General features: G+C 66.1%; 19 protein-coding genes. 6 read left to right on the top strand and 13 right to left on the bottom strand.

Features of this window, described 5'->3' with window-relative positions; all coding sequences use genetic code 11:
• Positions 1-10 precede the first annotated feature (10 nt).
• The 7 genes from VFY73_RS11835 to guaB form a co-directional block, all read right to left on the bottom strand.
• Positions 11-2,251: an ABC transporter substrate-binding protein gene (locus VFY73_RS11835; RefSeq protein ID WP_329718893.1), complete on the bottom strand. Its 2,241-nt coding sequence runs from the start codon at positions 2,249-2,251 to the stop codon at positions 11-13.
• Between the two features lie 241 nt (positions 2,252-2,492).
• On the bottom strand, positions 2,493-3,380 hold the full coding sequence (locus VFY73_RS11840) for an LD-carboxypeptidase (protein ID WP_329718895.1): 888 nt from the start codon (positions 3,378-3,380) through the stop codon (positions 2,493-2,495).
• Positions 3,381-3,399: 19 nt separating this feature from the next.
• A complete protein-coding gene (gene tadA, locus VFY73_RS11845) occupies positions 3,400-3,963 on the bottom strand; it encodes a tRNA adenosine(34) deaminase TadA (protein ID WP_414654448.1) in 564 nt (187 codons plus the stop codon).
• 47 nt (positions 3,964-4,010) lie between these two features.
• Positions 4,011-4,637, bottom strand: a complete 627-nt coding sequence (locus VFY73_RS11850) for a 2'-5' RNA ligase family protein (RefSeq protein WP_329718899.1) — start codon at positions 4,635-4,637, stop codon at positions 4,011-4,013.
• A 15-nt stretch (positions 4,638-4,652) separates the two neighbouring features.
• On the bottom strand, positions 4,653-6,257 hold the full coding sequence (guaA, locus tag VFY73_RS11855) for a glutamine-hydrolyzing GMP synthase (protein ID WP_329718929.1): 1,605 nt from the start codon (positions 6,255-6,257) through the stop codon (positions 4,653-4,655).
• Positions 6,257-7,540, bottom strand: a complete 1,284-nt coding sequence (locus tag VFY73_RS11860; RefSeq protein ID WP_329718901.1) for an MFS transporter — start codon at positions 7,538-7,540, stop codon at positions 6,257-6,259. Before VFY73_RS11860 ends, guaA begins: the two co-directional genes overlap by 1 nt.
• A 222-nt stretch (positions 7,541-7,762) precedes the next feature.
• Positions 7,763-9,235: an IMP dehydrogenase gene (guaB, locus tag VFY73_RS11865; RefSeq protein WP_329718903.1), complete on the bottom strand. Its 1,473-nt coding sequence runs from the start codon at positions 9,233-9,235 to the stop codon at positions 7,763-7,765.
• Positions 9,236-9,367: 132 nt separating this feature from the next.
• Here guaB and VFY73_RS11870 point away from each other — a divergent pair, with 132 nt between their 5' ends.
• Positions 9,368-9,883, top strand: coding sequence for a DUF4124 domain-containing protein (locus VFY73_RS11870; protein ID WP_329718905.1), 516 nt, complete (start codon positions 9,368-9,370; stop codon positions 9,881-9,883).
• A gap of 107 nt (positions 9,884-9,990) precedes the next feature.
• Here the strand turns inward: VFY73_RS11870 and VFY73_RS11875 are convergent, their stop codons facing one another.
• Positions 9,991-10,305 carry an RnfH family protein gene (locus VFY73_RS11875; RefSeq protein ID WP_329718907.1) on the bottom strand — a complete coding sequence of 105 codons (315 nt, stop codon included), beginning with the start codon at positions 10,303-10,305 and terminating at the stop codon, positions 9,991-9,993.
• On the bottom strand, positions 10,292-10,744 hold the full coding sequence (locus VFY73_RS11880; RefSeq protein WP_329718909.1) for a type II toxin-antitoxin system RatA family toxin: 453 nt from the start codon (positions 10,742-10,744) through the stop codon (positions 10,292-10,294). The genes VFY73_RS11875 and VFY73_RS11880 overlap by 14 nt, the downstream gene beginning before the upstream one ends.
• Before the next feature lie 61 nt (positions 10,745-10,805).
• Between VFY73_RS11880 and smpB the strand changes: the two genes are divergently transcribed.
• Both smpB and pip read left to right on the top strand, forming a co-directional pair.
• Positions 10,806-11,276, top strand: a complete 471-nt coding sequence (gene smpB, locus VFY73_RS11885) for an SsrA-binding protein SmpB (protein ID WP_329718911.1) — start codon at positions 10,806-10,808, stop codon at positions 11,274-11,276.
• Positions 11,277-11,431: 155 nt separating this feature from the next.
• Positions 11,432-12,397 carry a prolyl aminopeptidase gene (gene pip / locus VFY73_RS11890; protein WP_329718913.1) on the top strand — a complete coding sequence of 322 codons (966 nt, stop codon included), beginning with the start codon at positions 11,432-11,434 and terminating at the stop codon, positions 12,395-12,397.
• Positions 12,398-12,399: 2 nt separating this feature from the next.
• On the opposite strand, the gene VFY73_RS11895 is transcribed toward pip, so the two are convergent.
• The 4 genes from VFY73_RS11895 to phaR all read right to left on the bottom strand — a co-directional run bounded on the left by VFY73_RS11895 (position 12,400) and on the right by phaR (position 17,531).
• On the bottom strand, positions 12,400-14,133 hold the full coding sequence (locus VFY73_RS11895) for an ATP-binding protein (protein ID WP_329718915.1): 1,734 nt from the start codon (positions 14,131-14,133) through the stop codon (positions 12,400-12,402).
• Positions 14,134-14,313: 180 nt separating this feature from the next.
• Positions 14,314-15,510: a PLP-dependent transferase gene (locus VFY73_RS11900; RefSeq protein ID WP_329718917.1), complete on the bottom strand. Its 1,197-nt coding sequence runs from the start codon at positions 15,508-15,510 to the stop codon at positions 14,314-14,316.
• A complete protein-coding gene (gene rimO / locus VFY73_RS11905) occupies positions 15,507-16,907 on the bottom strand; it encodes a 30S ribosomal protein S12 methylthiotransferase RimO (protein ID WP_329718919.1) in 1,401 nt (466 codons plus the stop codon). The genes VFY73_RS11900 and rimO overlap by 4 nt, the downstream gene beginning before the upstream one ends.
• A gap of 36 nt (positions 16,908-16,943) precedes the next feature.
• Positions 16,944-17,531, bottom strand: a complete 588-nt coding sequence (phaR, locus tag VFY73_RS11910; protein ID WP_329718921.1) for a polyhydroxyalkanoate synthesis repressor PhaR — start codon at positions 17,529-17,531, stop codon at positions 16,944-16,946.
• Positions 17,532-17,785: 254 nt separating this feature from the next.
• Here phaR and VFY73_RS11915 point away from each other — a divergent pair, with 254 nt between their 5' ends.
• The 3 genes from VFY73_RS11915 to VFY73_RS11925 form a co-directional block, all read left to right on the top strand.
• On the top strand, positions 17,786-18,448 hold the full coding sequence (locus VFY73_RS11915; protein ID WP_329718923.1) for a dienelactone hydrolase family protein: 663 nt from the start codon (positions 17,786-17,788) through the stop codon (positions 18,446-18,448).
• A complete protein-coding gene (locus tag VFY73_RS11920) occupies positions 18,441-18,656 on the top strand; it encodes a hypothetical protein (protein WP_329718925.1) in 216 nt (71 codons plus the stop codon). The genes VFY73_RS11915 and VFY73_RS11920 overlap by 8 nt, the downstream gene beginning before the upstream one ends.
• 301 nt (positions 18,657-18,957) lie before the next feature.
• A partial coding sequence (locus tag VFY73_RS11925; protein ID WP_329718927.1) for an aldehyde dehydrogenase family protein occupies positions 18,958-19,584 on the top strand: 627 nt, incomplete at its 3' end.

Raw genomic sequence — 19,584 nt, forward strand, 5'->3', positions numbered from 1 at the left:
CAAACCAGGATCAGGCCAGAATCTCGCCGCGCGCATTCATGCGTTCGCGACGGCGCAGACTGTTGCGGGCGATCAGCACGCCCGCCGCAATCACCGCGACGAGCAGCGTCAGCGGCCACCACACCGGCCGGTTCCATTCGGCCAGGCTCGCAGCCCGCTCGGCGCTGTTCAAGCGCAGGTAGCGACCGTGGTCACGCACCAGAATCGCCGGCTTCGAGTTGGTGACCCACTTCTGCACGGCCGCCGAGGCGTACGGGTAGAAGCCGAAGCTGAGCGGCGCGTCGCGACGCAGGATGTCGTTCATCTTGTCGACGATCTCCTGTTTTGCCGGGCCGTCGTCCATCATCTTCAGCTGCACGAACAGCTTGTCGAACTCGGGGTTCTGGTAGTTGGCGGTGTTCTCGCCGTCCGAGATGCTCTTCGAGTTCGGACCGTAGAACAGGAACAGGAAGTTCTCGGCATCCGGATAGTCGGCGTTCCAGCCCAGCCAGAACACTTGGTGCTTGCCCTTGCGGACCTTGTCCTGGAATTGGTTGTTGTCGGTCGCACGCACCTCAAGCTGAATGCCCAGCTTGGCGAACTGCTTGACCACCCAGTCGATCTCGGGCTTGCGTTCCGGCGTAGGCGGCGCATAGAAGTCGTAGTTGACGACCAGCGGCTTGCCGGACTTGGCCTCGCGGCCGTCCGGGTATCCCGCCTCTTCCATCAGCTTGTAGGCATCTTCGATCGGCCGGCGCACGTACTTGCCATTGACGAGCTTGTGCGTCATCGGGTTGACACCCTCGGGAGTGCCCTCGCGCGAGCCCGGGATGCCTTCGGGCAGCAGGCTCATCGCGGTGGCGCCAGCCTTCTTCGGGAAGACCTTGGAGTATTCGTCCCAGTCGATCGCGATCGAGATCGCCTGGCGCAGCTTGCGGTTGCGCTCGCGCTGGCCTTCGTTGTCGCCCCAGCCGATGACGGGGTCGAGCATGTTGAAGGCGATGAAGTAGCTGTTGACGTCGCTGTACTTCGGGAACGTGAAGCCCTTCTTGCGATAGGTTTCGGCCACGTCGTCCGAGTCATTGGCTTCGACCAGGTATTGGATGCCGGTGTCCGTGCGCTCGAACACCTCCATGTCGTAGTAACCGTCGCGGAACTTGTTCTTCTGCGGCGTCGACTCACGCTCCACCGTGGCGATGATGCCGTCGATGAACGGCGTCTTCTTGCCGCAGTCCTCGAGCAGTCCCTTGGCCTTGTCTTCGGGCATGCCGTCGCAGGGGTACGGCTCACCGCGGTAGTTCGGGTTCTTCTTCATCACGATGCGCCGGTCCTTGACGAACTCGGTCACCATGAAGGGGCCGGTGCCCACCGGCCAGTTGTCCAGCGTCAGGCTGTTCTCGGCCATGCCGGGTTGGGCGTAGAACGCGTCGGCCTCCCACGGCACCGGGGCCATGAAGGTCATTTGCATCCAGTACTTCCACTGCGGGTACTTGCCATGCAGGCGGATGCGCAGCGTGTGCTTGTCGGGCGCCGTGGCGCCGGCCAGCGGCCACTTGCGGAAGTCGAGGAACGGCTTGTCCAGGCTCGCCGGGTCCATGCCCTGGCGCAGCTTGGCGTCTTCCTTCCTGATCATTTCGCCGTAGTCCTTCAGGCCCAGGACATATTCGGAGAAGATGCCGAAGATCGGCGTCGTGATGCGGGTGGTGGCGTGGCGCTTGAGCGCGTAGACGAAGTCGTCGGCCACCAGTTCGCGGGTGCCTTGCTCGAACTGCATCGGCGAGCGGCGGTCGCCCACCTCGCCCGGCTTCATGTGGTGATAGCGGTACTGGCCCTGCTCGTCTTTCGCGAAGGCCGGGTGCGGCTGGAACATGATGCCGCGCTTGATCGGCACCTCGTACACGCTCTCGGCCACCTGCTCGCCCGGCGCGTCGTCGGGCAGGCGCTGCCCGTTCTTGTCGAAGTACTGGGGCGCAACGACCTTCTCGGCCGATTTCGGCACCAGCTCGAACGGCCGCTTCAGGTAGTGGTAGCCATAGGGCGGCTCGTAGACCTGGTAAGTGACGAGCGTGTCGTTCGACCAGTAAGAAGCCGTCGGGTCCAGGTGACGCGGCGTGTTCTCGATCATGGCCGAGTAGATCTGCTGCGACTCGGCGGAACCCTTGGGCCAAGGGCTGTTGTCACAGCCAGCCAACGCCGCCAGCGCCAGCCCCCCCACCCACAGCAGCCGCCGCCGTGGCAAGGCGCGGCCCAGTGCCGAGATCACACCGCCCATGCGGATTACTCCAAAGAAGCGCGGGTCGTCGCACGGATAGGCGCGACCAGCAAGGCAAAAAACAAAACCGCCCGCGGCAACCCCCGGCTTGTGCCCGGAGATGCGGCGAGGCGACTCGTGCAGATTCTATGCCCGGGTGTTACGGGCACGAGTTAGGGTTTTTCGCAGGCCCAGCCCGCTTGTTGGCGAGCCATTCTCAACAAAATTAGAAGCGGGCAGCGAATTTCACCAGTCCACGAACTTACCAGCCGATGAGTGCATCGCGCTGGTCGACCAGCAACGTAACAGCACGCCCGAACGGCATGGTCACCTTGGTGCAGACGTGACCGAACGGCAGGCCGGTCAGCACCGGTGTCTTGGTCACGGAGCGAATGTGCTCGACCATGGATTTGAGGTTGTAGCCACGGTCCATCGGCGATGGCTTCCAGTCGCTCACCGCCCCCAGCACCACCGCCTTCTGGCGTGCCAGCACACCAGCCTGGTGCAGTTGCAGCAGCATGCGCTCGACCCGGTACGGATGCTCGTTGACGTCTTCAACGAACAGGATCCCGCCTTTGACCTGCGGCCAGTGCGGCGTGCCCAGCAATGACGTCAGCACCGTCAGGTTGCCGCCCCACAGCACGCCCTTGGCCTGCAAACCGTCGAAGCCAGCCTCGGTGCGAAAGCCGATGGCCTCAAGCTCGCCGTTCATCGCCTCGGCAAAGCACTCGGGTGTCACGTCGTCGAGCACCTCGCGGCCGAAGTCGTCCACCGCCAGCGGGCCGCACCAGGTTGGCGCGCCGGCGTGAGCAAGCAGCCCCATTTGGAGCGCCGTCATGTCGCTGTAGCCGACCCACCGCGTGCCGCGGTCGACGCTGCGTTTGAGCTTCTTCCAGTCGATCCGGTCGAGCAGCCTGCTCAAGCCATAGCCGCCCCGCGTGGCCATCGCGATCGACGGGGCGTCGGCGGCCACCCGGTGCAGCGCTTCCAGGCGCTGCTCGTCGCTGCCAGCGAAGCGCTGCTGCTTGGCCAGCGCGGCTTCGTCAATGGTCACGGCAAAGCCCATCGCGGCGAGCCGTTTGGCGGCCAGGCGCAGCGGGGCCGCCTTCAGCAGCACTCCCGCGGGGGTGAACAGGGTCAGGCTGGTCATTCGGTCGATCGTCAAGACGTCAGGAGGAGTGGGGCGGCGGCTCGACCATCGGCAGTTCGATGGCGAAGCCGGTCGGGATCGGGTCGCTCGGGTTCACGTCGGGCGACTCGGCGGCCGGCTCTTCCACCGCGGCGGCCCGTTCAGCCTTCTGCTGCGCCCGACGCTCGGCAAAGAACTCGCGCAGGATATTGCCGCAGGCCTCGGCCATCACCCCGCCTTGAAGCGCGGTATGGTGGTTCAGCCGGGGTTCGGCGAAGAGGTTCAGCACCGAGCCGGCAGCGCCGGTCTTGGGGTCGACCGCGCCGAACACCACCCGCTTGAAACGGGCATGCATCAAGGCCATCGCACACATCGCGCAAGGCTCCAGCGTCACGTACAGCTCGCACTCAGGCAGGCGGTAGTTCTCCAGCAGCTGTGCTGCATGCCGCAGCGCGACGAGCTCGGCATGCGCAGTGGGATCGTGCGTGGTGATCGGCCGGTTGTAGCCGGTGGCAATGACCTGCCCGTTGCGCATGATCACGGCGCCCACAGGCACCTCGCCCGACAGCCAGGCGTTCTGCGCCTGGTCCAGGGCCAGCCGCATCGCGTACTCGTCGGCCGGCGTCACGGCAGGGTCCGATGCGGACTCGCTCACGGCATCAACTCGCCTTCTCGCGGTCTCATCGAGGTGTTGCCGTACAGCGGCCAGCGCCCCAATGCGACGTGTCGCCCCTGGCCCAGGAAGCTGTGGATCAGCACCAGCTCGCGCACGGCCCACGAGATGGGACGAATGCTCTGTTTCTGGATCACCTGCGGGTCGTAGACCAGCGTCATGTGCGGGGTGAAAGACTTCTCGACCCATTGACCCAGACCACCTTTGATCATGGCCACGGCCAACGCACGCTGGAAGGCCACCAAGGCGGCCAAGCCGATGTCCCCGGTCAACACCAGCGCCGGCTTGTTCTGCCCGCCGCGGACGAAGCTCATCACCGACTCGAACTCGACCTCGAACGGCGCCACCCGCAGGGCGGCCGCGACGGCCCCGGCCTTGGCCACCATGTCCTGCGGCACGCCGGCATGGTCGCCCAGGTGATGCAACGTCACGTGCAGGTGCTCGGTGCGCACTTGCGTGCCGGTCAGCTTTCGCTCACCGCAAAAGCGCTGCCGAAAACGATCGGCCTGACCGGCCGCGTAGTCGTCCGGCAGGACGGCGAAGAACAGTCGGTCTGAACCCGTCGGCGGAGCCCCCATGCCATCCAGAAAGAGTTGATCAGCCAAGCCGCTGTACCCCTGTCATTCCCACTCGATCGTCGCCGGTGGTTTGCTCGACACATCGTAGGTCACGCGGTTGATGCCGCGCACCTCGTTGATGATGCGGCCCGAAACCTTCTTCAGCAAACCATAGGGCAACTCGGCCCAGTCGGCGGTCATGAAGTCGCTGGTTTGCACTGCACGCAAGGCGACCACGTAATCGTATGTACGGCCATCGCCCATCACGCCCACGCTCTTGACCGGCAAGAAGACGGCGAAGGCCTGGCTGGTCAGGTCGTACCAGCTCTTGCCGGTCGTTTCATCTTTGCAGGCGCGCAGCTCTTCGATGAAGATCGCGTCGGCACGGCGCAGCAGGTCGGCGTAGTCTTTCTTGACCTCGCCGAGGATGCGCACACCCAGACCCGGCCCCGGGAACGGGTGGCGGTAGACCATCTCGGGCGGCAGGCCGAGCGCCACGCCGAGCTCGCGCACCTCGTCCTTGAACAGGTCGCGCAGCGGCTCCAGCAGCTTCAGGCCCAGTTGCTCAGGCAAACCACCGACGTTGTGGTGGCTCTTGATCGTCGTCGCCTTCTTGGTCTTGGCGCCGCCCGACTCGATCACGTCGGGGTAGATCGTTCCCTGGGCGAGGAAGGTGGCGCCCTTGTGCCCGGCGTCGCCGGCCTTGAGCTTGTCGGCCTCGGCCTTGAACACATCAACGAACAGGCGGCCGATGATCTTGCGCTTGGCTTCGGGATCGGTCACGCCGGCCAACTCGCCCATGAACAGCTCGCTCGCGTCGACACGGATGACGCGCGCATGCAACTTGCCGGCGAACATCTCCATCACCATGTCGCCTTCGTTCAGCCGAAGCAGACCATGGTCGACGAAGACGCAAGTGAGCTGGTCACCGATCGCACGGTGGATCAGCGCCGCGGCCACCGAAGAATCGACGCCGCCCGACAGGCCGAGGATCACCTCTTCGTTGCCGACCTGGGCGCGAATCGCCTCCACCGCTTCGGCGATGTGGTCCTTCATGACCCAGTCGGGCTTGGCGCCGGCGATCTTCAGCACGAAGCGCTCGAGCAGCGCCCTGCCCTGCACCGTGTGCGTGACCTCGGGGTGGAACTGCACGCCGTAGTAGCCGCGCGCCTCGTCGGCCATGCCGGCGATCGGGCAACTCGGGGTGCTGGCCATCAGCTTGAAGCCCGGCGGCAACTGGGTGACCTTGTCGCCGTGGCTCATCCAGACCTTCAGCATGCCGTGGCCTTCAGGCGTGCTGAAGTCTTCGATGCCGTCGAGCAGCTTGGTGTGGCCGTGGGCGCGGACCTCGGCATAACCGAACTCGCGGTGCGAGCTGGCTTCGACCTGGCCGCCTTGCTGCACGGTCATCGTGAACATGCCGTAGCAGATGCCCAGCACCGGCACGCCGAGATCCCACACCGCCTGCGGCGCGCGCAGGTCATGCTCTTCATAGGTACTGGCATGGCTGCCCGACAGGATGATGCCCTTGGGTGCGAACTCGCGGATGAACGCGTCGGTCACGTCGTTCGGGTGGATCTCGCAGTAGACGTGCGCCTCGCGCACGCGGCGGGCGATCAGCTGCGTGACCTGGGAGCCGAAGTCGAGGATCAGGATCTTGTCGTGCATCATGGTGCGGCGGGCGTGGTTTCCGGTTGAGCGGTGGTGGCCGCAGTCGCGGCCTGATGGGTTCGGAAGTGGTAGATCGCGAGCACGGTGGCCAGGCCTTGCAGCACCGCGCAGAAGTAGTAAGGCACGCCGATGCGCCAGTCGCCACGCGGCAGGTGCGAGACCATCGCCAGCAGCGCCGGGCCAACGATCGGCGCGATCACCGCCATCAGGCTGTTCAGCCCGGCCACGGCACCCATGGTCTGGCCCTGGGTCCTCGCATCAGCGGCGTTCGAGACGATGCTCTGGATGGCCGCCGTGCCGGCAAAACCCAGCAGGTTGGCGGCAATCACCACGTACATCATCCAACCCTCGCTGGCGGCACCCCAGGCCACGAAGGCCAGCGTCGATGACATGAGGCCCATGACGGCCAGACGGCGCGGCGAGAAACGCTTGAGCAGCCGCCCGAGCAACAACCCTTGCACCAGCGCCGACATGATGCCGACCGCGAACAGCGACCAGCCGGTCTCCAGCGGACCCCAGCCGAACTTCAGGTCGGTGTAGAGCACCCAGGTCATGTGCAGCGTGAACTGCGCCAGGCCCGACAGCCCGATCACGCCGACCAACAGCCCGATGCCCTGAAGTTGCGCCAGCCCTGCCAGTGCGCTGACGGGGTTGGCGCGCTTCCACTCGAAGGGCCGGCGCCGGTCGGCCGGCAGCGACTCCGGCAGCACCAACGCGCCATAGACGCAGTTCACCAGCGCCAGGGCGCCTGCCACGTAGAACGGCAGGTGCAGATCGAGGCCACCGAGCATCCCGCCCGCGGCCGGGCCCAGGATGAAGCCGATGCCGAACATCGCGCCCAGCAAGCCGAAGCGCTTGGCGCGCTGGTCGGGTGGCGAAATGTCGGCCACATAGGCGTTGGCGACGGCAATGTTGGCCTGCATCGCGCCGCTGAACAAGCGCACCACGATCAACATCCACAGCGCGCTCGCCATCGCGGTGACAAAGAAGCTCAGCGCCAGGCCGCTGAAGCCGATCAGCAACACCGGGCGCCGGCCGAAGCGGTCGGACAGCGCGCCCAGCACCGGCGAGCCGAAGAAATTGGCAATGCCGAAGGCGAACGCCACCACGCCGAACCACAGCGTCTTGTCGGTCGCCGAGGAGGTGAAGGTGCCCACCAGGTGCGGCAGCACCGGGATGATCAGGCCGATCGCGACCATGTCGATCAACACCGTCAGCATGATGAACGGCATCGCGGCTTCGCGGCTCTTGCCGATCGTCGCGGGTTCAGATGTGGTCATTGCTGGAAATCGGCAGTGAAAAAGACCGCGCCCGGCGTCTGGGCCGGGCGCATTCGGCAGCTCATGGAGCGGATCGCCGACGGGCCGCCCCAAGGCGATCGCTCCCCCTTGGGGGGACCGGCGCCGCAGGCGACGCAGGGGGCACCGGTTGCCGCCGGGCCGCCCCAAGGCGACCGATCCCCCTCGGGGGGACCGGCGCCGCAGGCGACGTAGGGGGCATCATCACTCCAATCGGTAGTTCGGCGCTTCCTTGGTGATCTGCACGTCGTGCACGTGGCTCTCGCGGATACCGGCCGAGGTGATCTCGACGAATTCGGCACGCTCCCGCATCTCGTCGACCGTGGCGCAACCGCAGTAGCCCATCGAAGCCCGCAGGCCACCGGCCATCTGGAAGATGATCGACACCATCGAGCCCTTGTAGGGCACCCGGCCTTCGATGCCCTCGGGCACCAGCTTGTCGGCGTTCGGGTTGGTGGTCTCGTCGTTTTCCTGGAAGTAACGGTCGGCCGAACCTGCCTTCATCGCACCGATCGAGCCCATGCCGCGGTAGCTCTTGTAGCTGCGGCCCTGGTAGAGGATGACCTCGCCCGGCGCCTCTTCGGTGCCGGCGAACATGCCACCCATCATCACTGCGCCTGCGCCGGCGGCAATGGCCTTGGCGATGTCGCCCGAGTAGCGGATGCCGCCATCGGCGATCAGCGGCACGCCGGTGCCCTTCAGCGCCGTGGCCACGTTGTCGATCGCGGTAATCTGGGGCACGCCGACACCGGCGACGATGCGCGTGGTGCAGATCGAACCAGGGCCGATGCCGACCTTGACGCCATCCGCCCCGGCCTCGACCAGCGCCAGCGCGGCGGCGCCGGTGGCGATGTTGCCGCCGATCACGTCGACGTTCGGGAAATTCTTCTTGACCCAGCGGACCCGCTCGAGCACGCCATGCGAGTGGCCGTGGGCTGTGTCGACGACCAGCGCGTCGACGCCGGCCTTGACCAGCAGCTCGACGCGCTCTTCGGTGCCTTCGCCGACACCGACCGCGGCGCCGACGCGCAGCTTGCCGTTGGCATCGCGCGCGGCGTTCGGGAAGGTGGTCTGCTTGGTGATGTCCTTCACCGTGAACAGGCCGCGCAATTCGAGAGCGTCATTGACGACCAGCACACGCTCCAGCTTGTGCTGGTGCATCAGGGCCTTGGCCTCGGCGAGCGACGCGCCTTCCTTGACGGTGATCAGCCGCTCTCGCGGCGTCATGATGTCGCGCACCGGGGCGTCCACCCGGGTTTCGAAGCGCAGGTCGCGGTTGGTGACGATGCCGACCACTCGGCCATCCTCGACCACCGGAAAGCCGGATATCCCGTGCTGGCGCGACAGCTCGATCACGTCGCGCACCCGGGCGCCGGGGGCGATCGTGATCGGGTCCTTCAGCAAGCCCGATTCGTAGCGCTTCACGCGCGCCACTTCGGCCGCCTGTTGCTTGGGCGAGAAGTTCTTGTGGACGATCCCCATGCCGCCCTCTTGCGCGATGGCGATCGCCAGGCGCGCCTCGGTCACCGTGTCCATCGCCGCGGACACGAGCGGCAGATTCAGGAGGATGTTGCGGGAAACGCGGGTCGCCAGCGAGGTATCTCGGGGCAACACCTGGGAGTAGGCCGGTACCAACAACACATCGTCGAAGGTCAGCGCTTTGCCTAGAAGGCGCATGGGAAAAGCTCCAGACGCAAAAGCGGATTATACGGATGCACACGGTTTCCAGTGCAGCCGGCGCCCCGCCGTACACTGCCAGCTTGTCGCAACATGCCTGGGCCGATGGGTCCCGGGCCCCGTCGCCGCTACATGAAAACCATTGCTTCGTCGTTTGGACGCCTCGGCTTGCTGGCGTTGATCGTGGCGCTGGGCCATTCGTCGGCCCTGGCGCAAGGTATTTGGAAATGGCGTGACAAGGACGGCCGCGTCCAGGTCAGCGACCGGCCGCCGCCGGTGGAAATCCCGGAGAAAGACATCCTGCAGCGGCCGCACGGCGCACGCGCGCCGATGCCGGCGCCTGCAGCAAGCGATGCCGCTTCGATGCCGGAAGGGCCGCGTGTCGACCCGACCCTTGAGGCCAAGAAGACCAAGGCCCAGGCCGACCAGGCCGCGGCCGAGAAGGCCAAGAAAGACGCCGAACTGGCCAAGCGCAACCAGGCCAAGCTGGAAACCTGCCAGCGCGCCCGCAACCAGTTGGCGGCCTTGGAAGGCGGCCAGCGCATGGGCCGCATGAACGACAAGGGCGAACGCGAAATCCTCGATGACAACGCCCGCGCGGCCGAGATCGCCCGGACGCAAGCCATCGCCGATTCGGCGTGCAACTGAATTGGCCCCGCCCCCACCCAAGGGGCGCATGCAGCAAGACCTGGCCACGCGTCACTGTCACTTGAAGGAGGCGGCGCTTGCGCGCAGCCCCAGAAGGCTTGTGGCGGCTACCGGCGTTTCGCGGGCTGTTTGCGGTAGCGCTGGCGGCGAGCTTCTTTCGGATCGACTTTCAGGCCGCGGTAGATTTCCACTCGATCGGCTTCGCGAAGCACGCTGTCCAGCGGCCGGGTCTTGGTCCACACGCCGACGCTGAGCTGCTCATCCAGCGCCAGGCCATAGCGTGCCAGCAGGCCGCTGGCGCGCAGCGCGTCGGCCACCGTGCTGCCAAGCGGCAGTTGCAGATGCACGGTGTCGACTTCGCGCGGTGCCGGGCTGTAGCTGACTTGCACCTTCAGCGGCATCGCCATTTCAGCGTTGCCCATAAATCTGCTCGGCGCGCTGGACGAAGGAGTCGACGAAGGTGTTGGCCACCCTGTCGAACACGGGGCTCAGGACCGCTTCAAGCGGGCGACTCGAGAATGCGTAACGCAGGTCGAACTCGATGCGGCACGCCGCAGCGTCAGCCCCCGGCCGCCCCAATGGCGCGAAGACCCATGAGCCTTCCAACAGCGAAAACGGCCCGTCGACAAGCCTCACCAGCACCTGGCGATCGACTTCGTGCTCATTGCGGGTGGTGAAGGCGTGGCGCACCCCGGCATAGGCCAGGCTGATGCACGCCGTCATCCCGTCGGCGTGTTGCTCCAGCACTTCGGCCTTCTCGCACCATGGCAGGAAGTCCGGGTATCGCTGCACATCGGTCACGAGCTTGTACATCTCGGCCGCCGAGTACCAGAGCAAGACGGACTTCTTCACATGCTTCATACAATCCAACGATTCTAGGCGTCGACTTCTTTCTGTCACGGCGCCACACCACAACAAAACCATGTCCGCCCTGATCGCCGAAAACCGCCGCGCGCGGTTCGAATATCACATCGAGGAACAGTACGAAGCCGGCATGGTGCTGGAAGGCTGGGAAGTCAAAGCCATCCGGGCTGGCCAAGTGCAACTGACCGATGGCTACGTGGTCATCCGCAACGGCGAGCTGTACCTGATCGGTTGCCGCATCAACGCGCTGCGCAGTGCATCGACCCACGTGCACCCCGAGGCCGACCGGACCAAGAAGCTGTTGATGGGCAAGGACGAGATCAAGCGGCTCGTCGGCAAGGTCGAGCAGCGCGGCTTCACGCTGGTGCCGCTGAACCTGCATTGGAAAGGCGGCCGAGTCAAGGCCGAGATCGCGCTCGCCAAGGGCAAGGCGCAGCACGACAAGCGCGAGACCGAAAAGAAGCGCGACTGGGACCGCGAGAAGGGTAGGCTGATGAGACACAAAGTCTCGTCAAGTCCAAAGGAATGAGCGGCACTCACCGCAGCATTCACCAAACGACCCGCTCCCCGCGGCGCCCGACGAACTCTCGTCAAGCCAGACGCCCCTAACACCGAAAGTTGTGCGGCAAGCCTTTGGCCAGAATGGTCGCCTCGTGCGGCACGGCTGCCATCGGAGACCAAGAAATGACGACGCTCGAACAAGTCCTGTTTCCCGAGATCGCACCGCTGCGCACGGGGCGCCTGCAGGTCAGTGAACTGCACTCGATCTACTGGGAAACCGCCGGCAACCCGGCCGGCATCCCTGCCCTGTTCCTGCACGGCGGCCCCGGTGCCGGCATCTCGCCCAAGAGCCGCCGCTTCTTCGACCCCGAGCGCTACCACGTGGTGCTGTTCGACCAGCGCGGCGCCGGCCAGTCGACACCACTGGGCGAAACCCGCGAGAACACCACCGACCTGCTGATCGAAGACATCGAGCGGCTGCGCCGAATGCTGGGCGTCGAGCAGTGGCTGGTCTTCGGCGGCTCCTGGGGCTCGACGCTGTCGCTGGCCTATGCCCAAGCCCACCCCGAGCGCTGCCTGGGTCTGGTGCTGCGCGGCATCTGGCTGGTCAGCGACGAAGAGATCGAATGGTGGCTCAACGGCGTGCGTTATTTCTTCCCGCGCGAGTGGGAAGCATTCGCCGGCCACGTGCCCGAAGCCGAACGCGGCGACCTGCTGGCCGCCTACAGCCGTCGGCTGGAATCAAACGATCCAGCTGTCTACGGCCCCGCGGCACGCGCCTGGAGTCGCTACGAGGGCTCGTGCCTGCACCTGCTGCCCAACCCGGAAACGGCAGACGCGTTCACCGAAGACACCATCGCGCTGGGCATCGGCCGGCTCGAAGCGCACTACTTTCGCCACAAGGCCTTCCTGAAGCCGAATCAGCTGCTCGAAGGCGTCGCCCGCATCCGCCATCTGCCAGGCTTCATCGTGCACGGGCGCTACGACGTGATCTGCCCGGTGCGCTACGCGCATGCCCTGGCCGATGCCTGGCCCGGTGTCGAGTTGCGCATCGAGCCGGATGCCGGCCATTCGTCTTACGAACCCGGCATTGCCGCCGCCTTGGTGGACGCGACCAACCGCTTTGCCCGCAGCGGGCGCTTCGGCTGAGTTCAGGCGGGCGCCGAAGCCAGGTTGAGGCCGAACACGGTGCCGCGGGAGGGGTCGCTCGCCACGTCGATCACGCCGCCCATGCGCTCGACCAGCTGCTTGCAGATCACCAGGCCGATGCCGGTGCCTTCCTGCTCGGTGCGGCCCAGGCGGTTGAAGGGCTGAAACAACTGCTTCTGCTGATCCGGTGTCAGGCCGAGTCCGCCGTCGGCCACTTCCAGGCGCACGGTGCCGTTGTCGGCCGGCGCCGTGCGCACCTCGACCCAGCCGCCTTGGCGGTTGTATTTGATCGCGTTCGACAACAGGTTGTGCAGCACCTGCTCCAGACGCAGTGGATCGGCCATCACCTTCACGTTCGCGGGTTCGTCCACCGCGCAGCGCAATTCGAGCGCCTTGGCTTTGGCAGCCGGCTCCACCAGCGCCAGGCAGTGCGGCAGCACCTCTTGCAGCGCCGTCGACCGCACCGTCAACGTCAGCGTGCCGCTTTCGAGCCGCGAGAAGCTCATCATGTCGTCGATCAATGCCAGTTGCTGCTTCACCGCGTGCTGGATGTGCTGCAACCTGCCGCGTTGGACGTCGTCCAGCGGCCGCGTCGGGTCCATCGCCATCAGCTGGGCGAAGCCACTCACCGCGTTCAGGGGGTTGCGCAATTCATGGCTGGCTTGCGATAGAAAGCGCACCTTGGCCGCATTGGCCTCTTCGGCCAGCGCCCGCGCCTGGTCCGCCCCTTGCAGCCGCAGCCGCTCGGCCAGCTCGGCGCGCAGTTGCTCGGTGCGCATGGCCACCTTGCGGCGCAGCACTCGGTTCAAGCCGATCACGACCGCCAGGCCCCCCAGCAACAATGCCAGCAAGCCCCCGCCCCAAGACACCCAGCGAACATCGACACCGGCAGCGGCGGGCGGCAGGAACCAGCGATCGGAAATCGACTGACGCTCTTGGGCGTCGATGCGAGCCAGCGCCTTGTCGAGGATGCGGCCGAGCACCGGCCAGTCGCGCCGGTAGCCGATGCCCTGGTCGTACGAGAAGCCGACGTCTCCGACGATGTGCACGTTGCCGATGCCCTGCGTTCGCATCAGGTGGGTGGCGCCGGCCAGGTCCATCACGGCCGCGTCCACTTCGCCCGAGGCCAGCGCCAACAACAATGCCTTGTCATTGGGCCGCGTGCTGACGGGGTTGTCCGGGTAGCGTTCTTCCATGAAGGCCCCCACGGCATAGCCCGCGCTGACGGCAACGGTCTCGCCAGCGCGCAGTTCTTCCAGCACCGCGGCCTGTGCCGCACCGCGCCGCCGCAGCAGCACGGCCGGTACCGAGACATACGGCCGGGTGAAGCTCATCAGCTTGCGCCGTTCGGGTGTGTCGCGCAGCGACATCATCACGTCGACTTCGCCATGGCTGACGCGCTGCAAATTGACCGGGAACGACGCCGGCTCCTCGGTCTTGAACTCGATACCGGTCAGTTGCTGCAGGCGTTGGAGGTAGTCGATCGACATGCCCCGCACAACACCGTCTTCGACAAAGGTAAACGGGCCATAGTCGGCGCTGGAGGCCACCCGCACCACCGGATGCTGCGCGATCCAGGCACGCTCTTCTTCGGTCAGGCTGGCTGCCAGCGTGGATGCGGCCAGAACCGGCAGCGCGATTGCCCAAATCGTCAGCAGAACGCCGCAGACTCGAACAGCCAGCCGGCAACCGGCCGCGCATCGCTGCGCGGTCCATGGCATGGCTTGAGTGGTCACGAGCATTGTCAGTTTTTGCGACGGGCGTCGCATGTGGGCGTCCAGACGGCTGGTCTTGTCAGGCCTGACGAAGCCAGGTTGGCCGTCACCCATGAGGCACGGGCCCAGGTCGGGCCAACGGCAACGAATTGCAACGCAGCCCTGCGACCGCGTCAATGCGCGCGGGCAACAATCGCCGCGTCAAACCTCACGGCGCAAGCGTTCGAGACCCGCATGCAGATCGGCAATCAGGTCGTCGGTCGCCTCGAGCCCGATGCACAAGCGCACGATCACGCCTTCGTAGCCGGCACCCAATTGGCGCAGCCGCTTCGATTGATAAGGGACCGCCAGACTGACCGGCCCACCCCAACTCCAGCCGATGCGAAACAACCCGAGCCCGTCGACAAAAGCGTCGACCCGCTCTGCCGAGATGGCCGGGTCGAACTCGAGCGTCAGCAGGCCGGCGGCCGCGCGGGCGATCGCCGCCCAGTGGCTGTGGCCCGGCGAGTCGGGCATGGCCGGGTGCAGCACGCGACGCACCGTCGGCGACTGCGTCAGTGCCCATTCGGCGATGCGGCGCGCCGATGCATCTTGCGCTGCATAGCGCAGCGGCAACGTCGGCAAGGCACGCAACACCGCTTCAACATCGTTGGCCCCGACACCGAGCCCGAGCCGGCTGTGGGTCATCGCCAGGCGCTCGTACAGCGCATCGTCGCGGCAAGCGATCGAGCCCATCAGCATGTCGCCGCCACCCGAGGGGTACTTGGTCAGCGCGTGGATCGTGACGTCGACACCGAAGTCGAACGCACAAAAAGCGAGCCCTGCGCTCCAGGTGCTGTCGAAGGCAATCGTGGCCTGCGGTGCTGTTTCGCGCACGATCCGCACCAGCGTGGGCAAGTCCGGAAACTCCAGCGTCACCGAGCCCGGGGCTTCGAGCCACACCAGTTTCACCTCCGGGCTCAGTGCAGCGCGCAACGTCTCAGGCTGCATGGCGTCGTACAGGCGATGGGCGATACCCCAAGCGGCCAGCTCGTGGCGGGCAAGTTCCTTGCTGGGGTTGTAGACGTTGTCTGGCAGCAGCACCGTGTCGCCGCTGCGCAGGACCGTCATGTTGACCACGCCGAGCGCGGACAGGCCGCTGGGCGCGAGCATCACATGCCTGGCGCCTTCCAGCGTCGCGAGCCGGGCTTCGAGCGTGAAGGTCGTCGGTGTGCCGTGCAGGCCGTAGGTGTAGCCGCTCTTGCTGAGCCAATGGTGGCTGCGCAGCGCCGCCACATTCGGGAAGAAGACTGTCGAGGCTTTGTGCACCCCCACCACCGGCGACTCAAAGCCCGCCGGCGGATGGTAGGGATGGTGGATCAGTTCGGTCGACGTGGCCTTCTTGCCCTTCTCGCTCATATCGGCTCGCCCACCAGGTCGTGCCCTTCCGCCGCGACGATGCGGGCCTTGGCGAACTCGCCGACGCGCAGCTGCGTCGAGGCCTTGGCCGGCGGCAACAGGCGCACGGTGCCATCGATCTCGGGCGCGTCTGCATACGAGCGCCCCACCCCACCCTTGCGACCCAGCGCCGGGGCGCGGTCGACCAGCACCTGCATCGTCGCGCCGACGCGGCGGCGCAGGCGATCGATCGAGACCTGTTCGGCCACCGCCATGAAGCGGGCACGACGCTGCTCACGCAGCTCGGTCGGCAAGGCGCCCGGCAGCTCGTTGGCCGCCGCACCGGTGACCGGCGAATAGGCAAAGCAGCCGGCCCGGTCGATCTGGGCCTCGCCGAGAAACTGCAGCAGGTGGTCGAACTCGGCTTCGGTCTCGCCCGGGAAGCCAGCGATGAAGGTCGAGCGGATGATCAGCTCGGGGCACATCTCGCGCCACTTCTGGATGCGTTCCAGGTTGCGCTCGCCGCTGGCCGGGCGCTTCATGCGCTTGAGCACATCGGGGTGCGAATGCTGGAACGGCACGTCGAGGTAAGGCAGCACCTGCCCTTCGGCCATCAGCGGGATGATCTCGTCGACGTGCGGGTACGGGTAGACGTAGTGCAGCCGCACCCAGGCGCCGTGCTGCTTGGCGAGTTCGCCCAGCTGAGCCACCAAGTTCAGCATCTTGGTCTTGACCGGCTTGCCGTCCCAAAAGCCCGTGCGGTATTTGACGTCCACACCGTAGGCCGAGGTGTCCTGGCTCACGACCAGCAGTTCCTTCACGCCGCCTTCGAACAGCGCCTTGGCTTCCTTCAGCACGTCGCCCACCGGCCGCGACACCAGGTCGCCGCGCATGCTGGGGATGATGCAGAAGGTGCAGCGGTGGTTGCAGCCTTCGCTGATCTTCAGGTAGGCGTAGTGTTTGGGCGTCAGCTTGATGCCGGCGGCCGGCACCAGGTCGACGAACGGATCGTGCGGCTTGGGCACGTGCACGTGCACGGCGTCCATCACCTCTTGCGTGGCGTGCGGGCCGGTGACGGCCAGCACCTTGGGGTGGATCTGCTTGACCAGGTTCTCACCGCCGGCGGCCTGCTTGGCGCCCAGGCAGCCGGTGACGATGACCTTGCCGTTCTCGGCCAGCGCCTCGCCGATCGTGTCCAGGCTTTCCTTCACCGCGTCGTCGATGAAGCCGCAGGTGTTGACGATCACCAGGTCGGCGCCCTGGTAGGTCTTGGCGGTCTTGTAGCCCTCGGCCGAGAGCTGGGTCAGGATCAGCTCGGAGTCGGTCAGCGCCTTGGGGCAGCCGAGCGAAACAAAACCGATGGTCGGCGTGGCCCGGTCAGTGGAAGAAGGGGCCAGCGCGGTGGGATCTGCAGTCATCCCCGGATTGTCGCAAACCGGGGCTGGCGGCCTTGTCTACTTTTGCCCAGGCGGCGGTGGAAAGCCCGGAAAGCCCGGAAGGAGCCCACCAGCCTGCTTCTGCATCTGCTCTTGCATCTGCACGAACAGGTTCTTCGACTGCTCCAGGTAGTTGCCCATCAGCCCCTGCATCATCGGGGCCTGGCCGCTCATGAACTGGGCCCACATTTCAGGCGTGAAGGCCTTGGGGTCGTACAGGCCGCGGGCTTGCTCGGCCAGGCGGGCCTGCATCTCGACGAAGGTCTGCAGGTTCTTTTCGAGGTATGAGCCCATCATGCCCTGCATCGCATGGCCGTAGAAACGGATGATCTGGGCCAGCATGCGCGAGGTGAACATCGGCACGCCGCCGGTTTCCTCTTCCAGGATGATCTGCAGCAGGATGCTGCGGGTCAGCTCGTCGCCGGTCTTGGCGTCGCGCACTTCGAAGTCAATGCCTTCCAGCACCATCTGCTTGACGTCGGCCAGCGTGATGTAGGTGCTGGCGCTGGTGTCGTAGAGCCGGCGGTTGGGGTACTTCTTCAGCACCCGCGGCGCTGCCGCTTCAGGGGAAGCCGCGTCAGGCGAAGGCCGGCGGTGGGAAGACATCGGGTATTAGCTCCTTGTGCGCCGCAGCACAGTGGGTGTTGTGCATGTGCACAACGATTCTAGGCGCCGCGCCCCCCACGCCCACCGGGGATTGCACTGTCAGGGACTGCCCGCAAGCCGCAAGCCACCATGGCCCGCCGGGAGACGGGTGGCACCGCAGCGCGACTGGCGGTCTGATTTGACCAATCGCAAGCCTTGCCGGGTGGTTGGCGCAGATAAACGAGCCTTGAACAATCCGGCCGCCGGAGGGGACGATGGAAGACCTGCTGTTACCGCCCAAGAGGGTCCAGGTGGGCCACCATGCGCTCGATGGGGACTTGGTCGTGCCGCCGCAAGCTCGCGGCCTGGTGGTCTTCGCGCCCGATATCGGGCGCACCCGGCGCAACCCGCATCACCTGCATGTGGCGCATGCGCTGCACGAGTGCGATCTGGGCACCTTGCTGTTCGATCTGGGCCCTTCGCAAGAAACGCCCGACGGCAGCGAAGACACCATGATGCCCAGCGAACGCTTGCTGGAGGCCATCGACTGGCTGGACCGCCGCCCGGCGCTGGCCGCCCTGCCGCTGGGTCTGCTCGGTATCGGCATCGGTGCAGCCGTGGCGCTGATCGCCGCAGCGAAGCGGCCGCAGCGCGTTGGCGCCGTCGTGTCGTGCGGCGGTTGGCTCACGCCGGCGCTGGAGACGTTGTCGAAAGTTTCCGCGCCGACGCTGTTGATCGCCGGCGGCGCCGACACCGAGGTGCTCGCGATGAACCGCAAAGCTCAGGCTCGCTTGCCCGGTTCGAGCGACCTCGTCGTGTTGCCGCGCATCCGCCACCTGTTCGAGCAGGCCAGCGCACGGGATCGCGCTTGCGAGTTGGCCTGCCGCTGGTTCACCCAACGCCTGCCGCCGCGCGCGAGAGGAGCCCGCCATGGCTGAGCGGCTGCACCTTCACCGGGGCCTGCTGTACCAGCACGCCCAGCCTTTCGACTTCGGCGAACTCGATGATGGCGCCACGGCCACTCGCCGCGGCGAACGGGTGCTGCGGCGCACCCTGCTCGACGGCACAGCCCTCGTGCAACGCCACCCGGTGATCGCCGTGGTGGTGCCGGTGCTCCTGGCCGCTGCGTCGTCGCTGGTCGCTTGAGGTCTTTGCGCAGGCAGCCTCCGCATCGGTCGTTGCGGTGAGCGCTGGCGCCCGGCGTGTCCATCGCGCCTGTGACACGACGGAGCAGTTGAATCGTCCTGATCTGTGACACCGGCCGCCGCCACGCAGGGCACGCTCGGTACAACACCCGAGAAAAGGCCTCTCTTGACGGCCTGGCGCCCCGACCGCGGGCGATGAGATGACCTGGCACGCGATTGGCGATGTAGCTCGGGCAGCCCCACTTGCCCCGACCGCTGCGCCACGCAGGGGCTTTTCTCTCACCCGCTCCCAGGAGACACGCATGGACATGCTCGAACCCGGCCGCTTCGGCTTCCCCGTTCCCTTCAAGAAGCGCTACGGCAACTTCATCAACGGCCAATGGGTCGCGCCGTCGACCAACGAATACTTCGAGAACATCACCCCTGTGACCGGCAAGGTGTTCTGCGAGATCCCGCGTTCGAACGCCGTCGATGTCGAGCGCGCGCTGGACGCCGCGCACGCCGCCAAGGCGGCCTGGGGCAAGACCTCGCCGGCCGAACGCGCCAACGTGCTGAACCGCATCGCCGACCGGATGGAGCAGAACCTCGAGCTGCTGGCCACCGCCGAGACCTGGGACAACGGCAAGCCGATCCGCGAGACGATGGCGGCCGATATTCCGCTCGCCATCGACCATTTCCGCTATTTCGCCGGGGCCATTCGCGCGCAGGAAGGTGGCATTTCCGAGATCGACAATGATACGGTAGCCTATCATTTCCATGAGCCGCTTGGCGTGGTTGGGCAGATCATTCCGTGGAATTTCCCGATCCTGATGGCGGTGTGGAAGCTGGCGCCGGCATTGGCGGCGGGCAATGCGGTGGTGCTGAAGCCGGCTGAGCAAACGCCGGCATCGATCCTGTTCCTGATGGAATTGATCGAGGATATTCTGCCC

It is taken from the genome of Ideonella sp. (assembly GCF_036277275.1).
Classification (GTDB): domain Bacteria; phylum Pseudomonadota; class Gammaproteobacteria; order Burkholderiales; family Burkholderiaceae_C; genus Ideonella.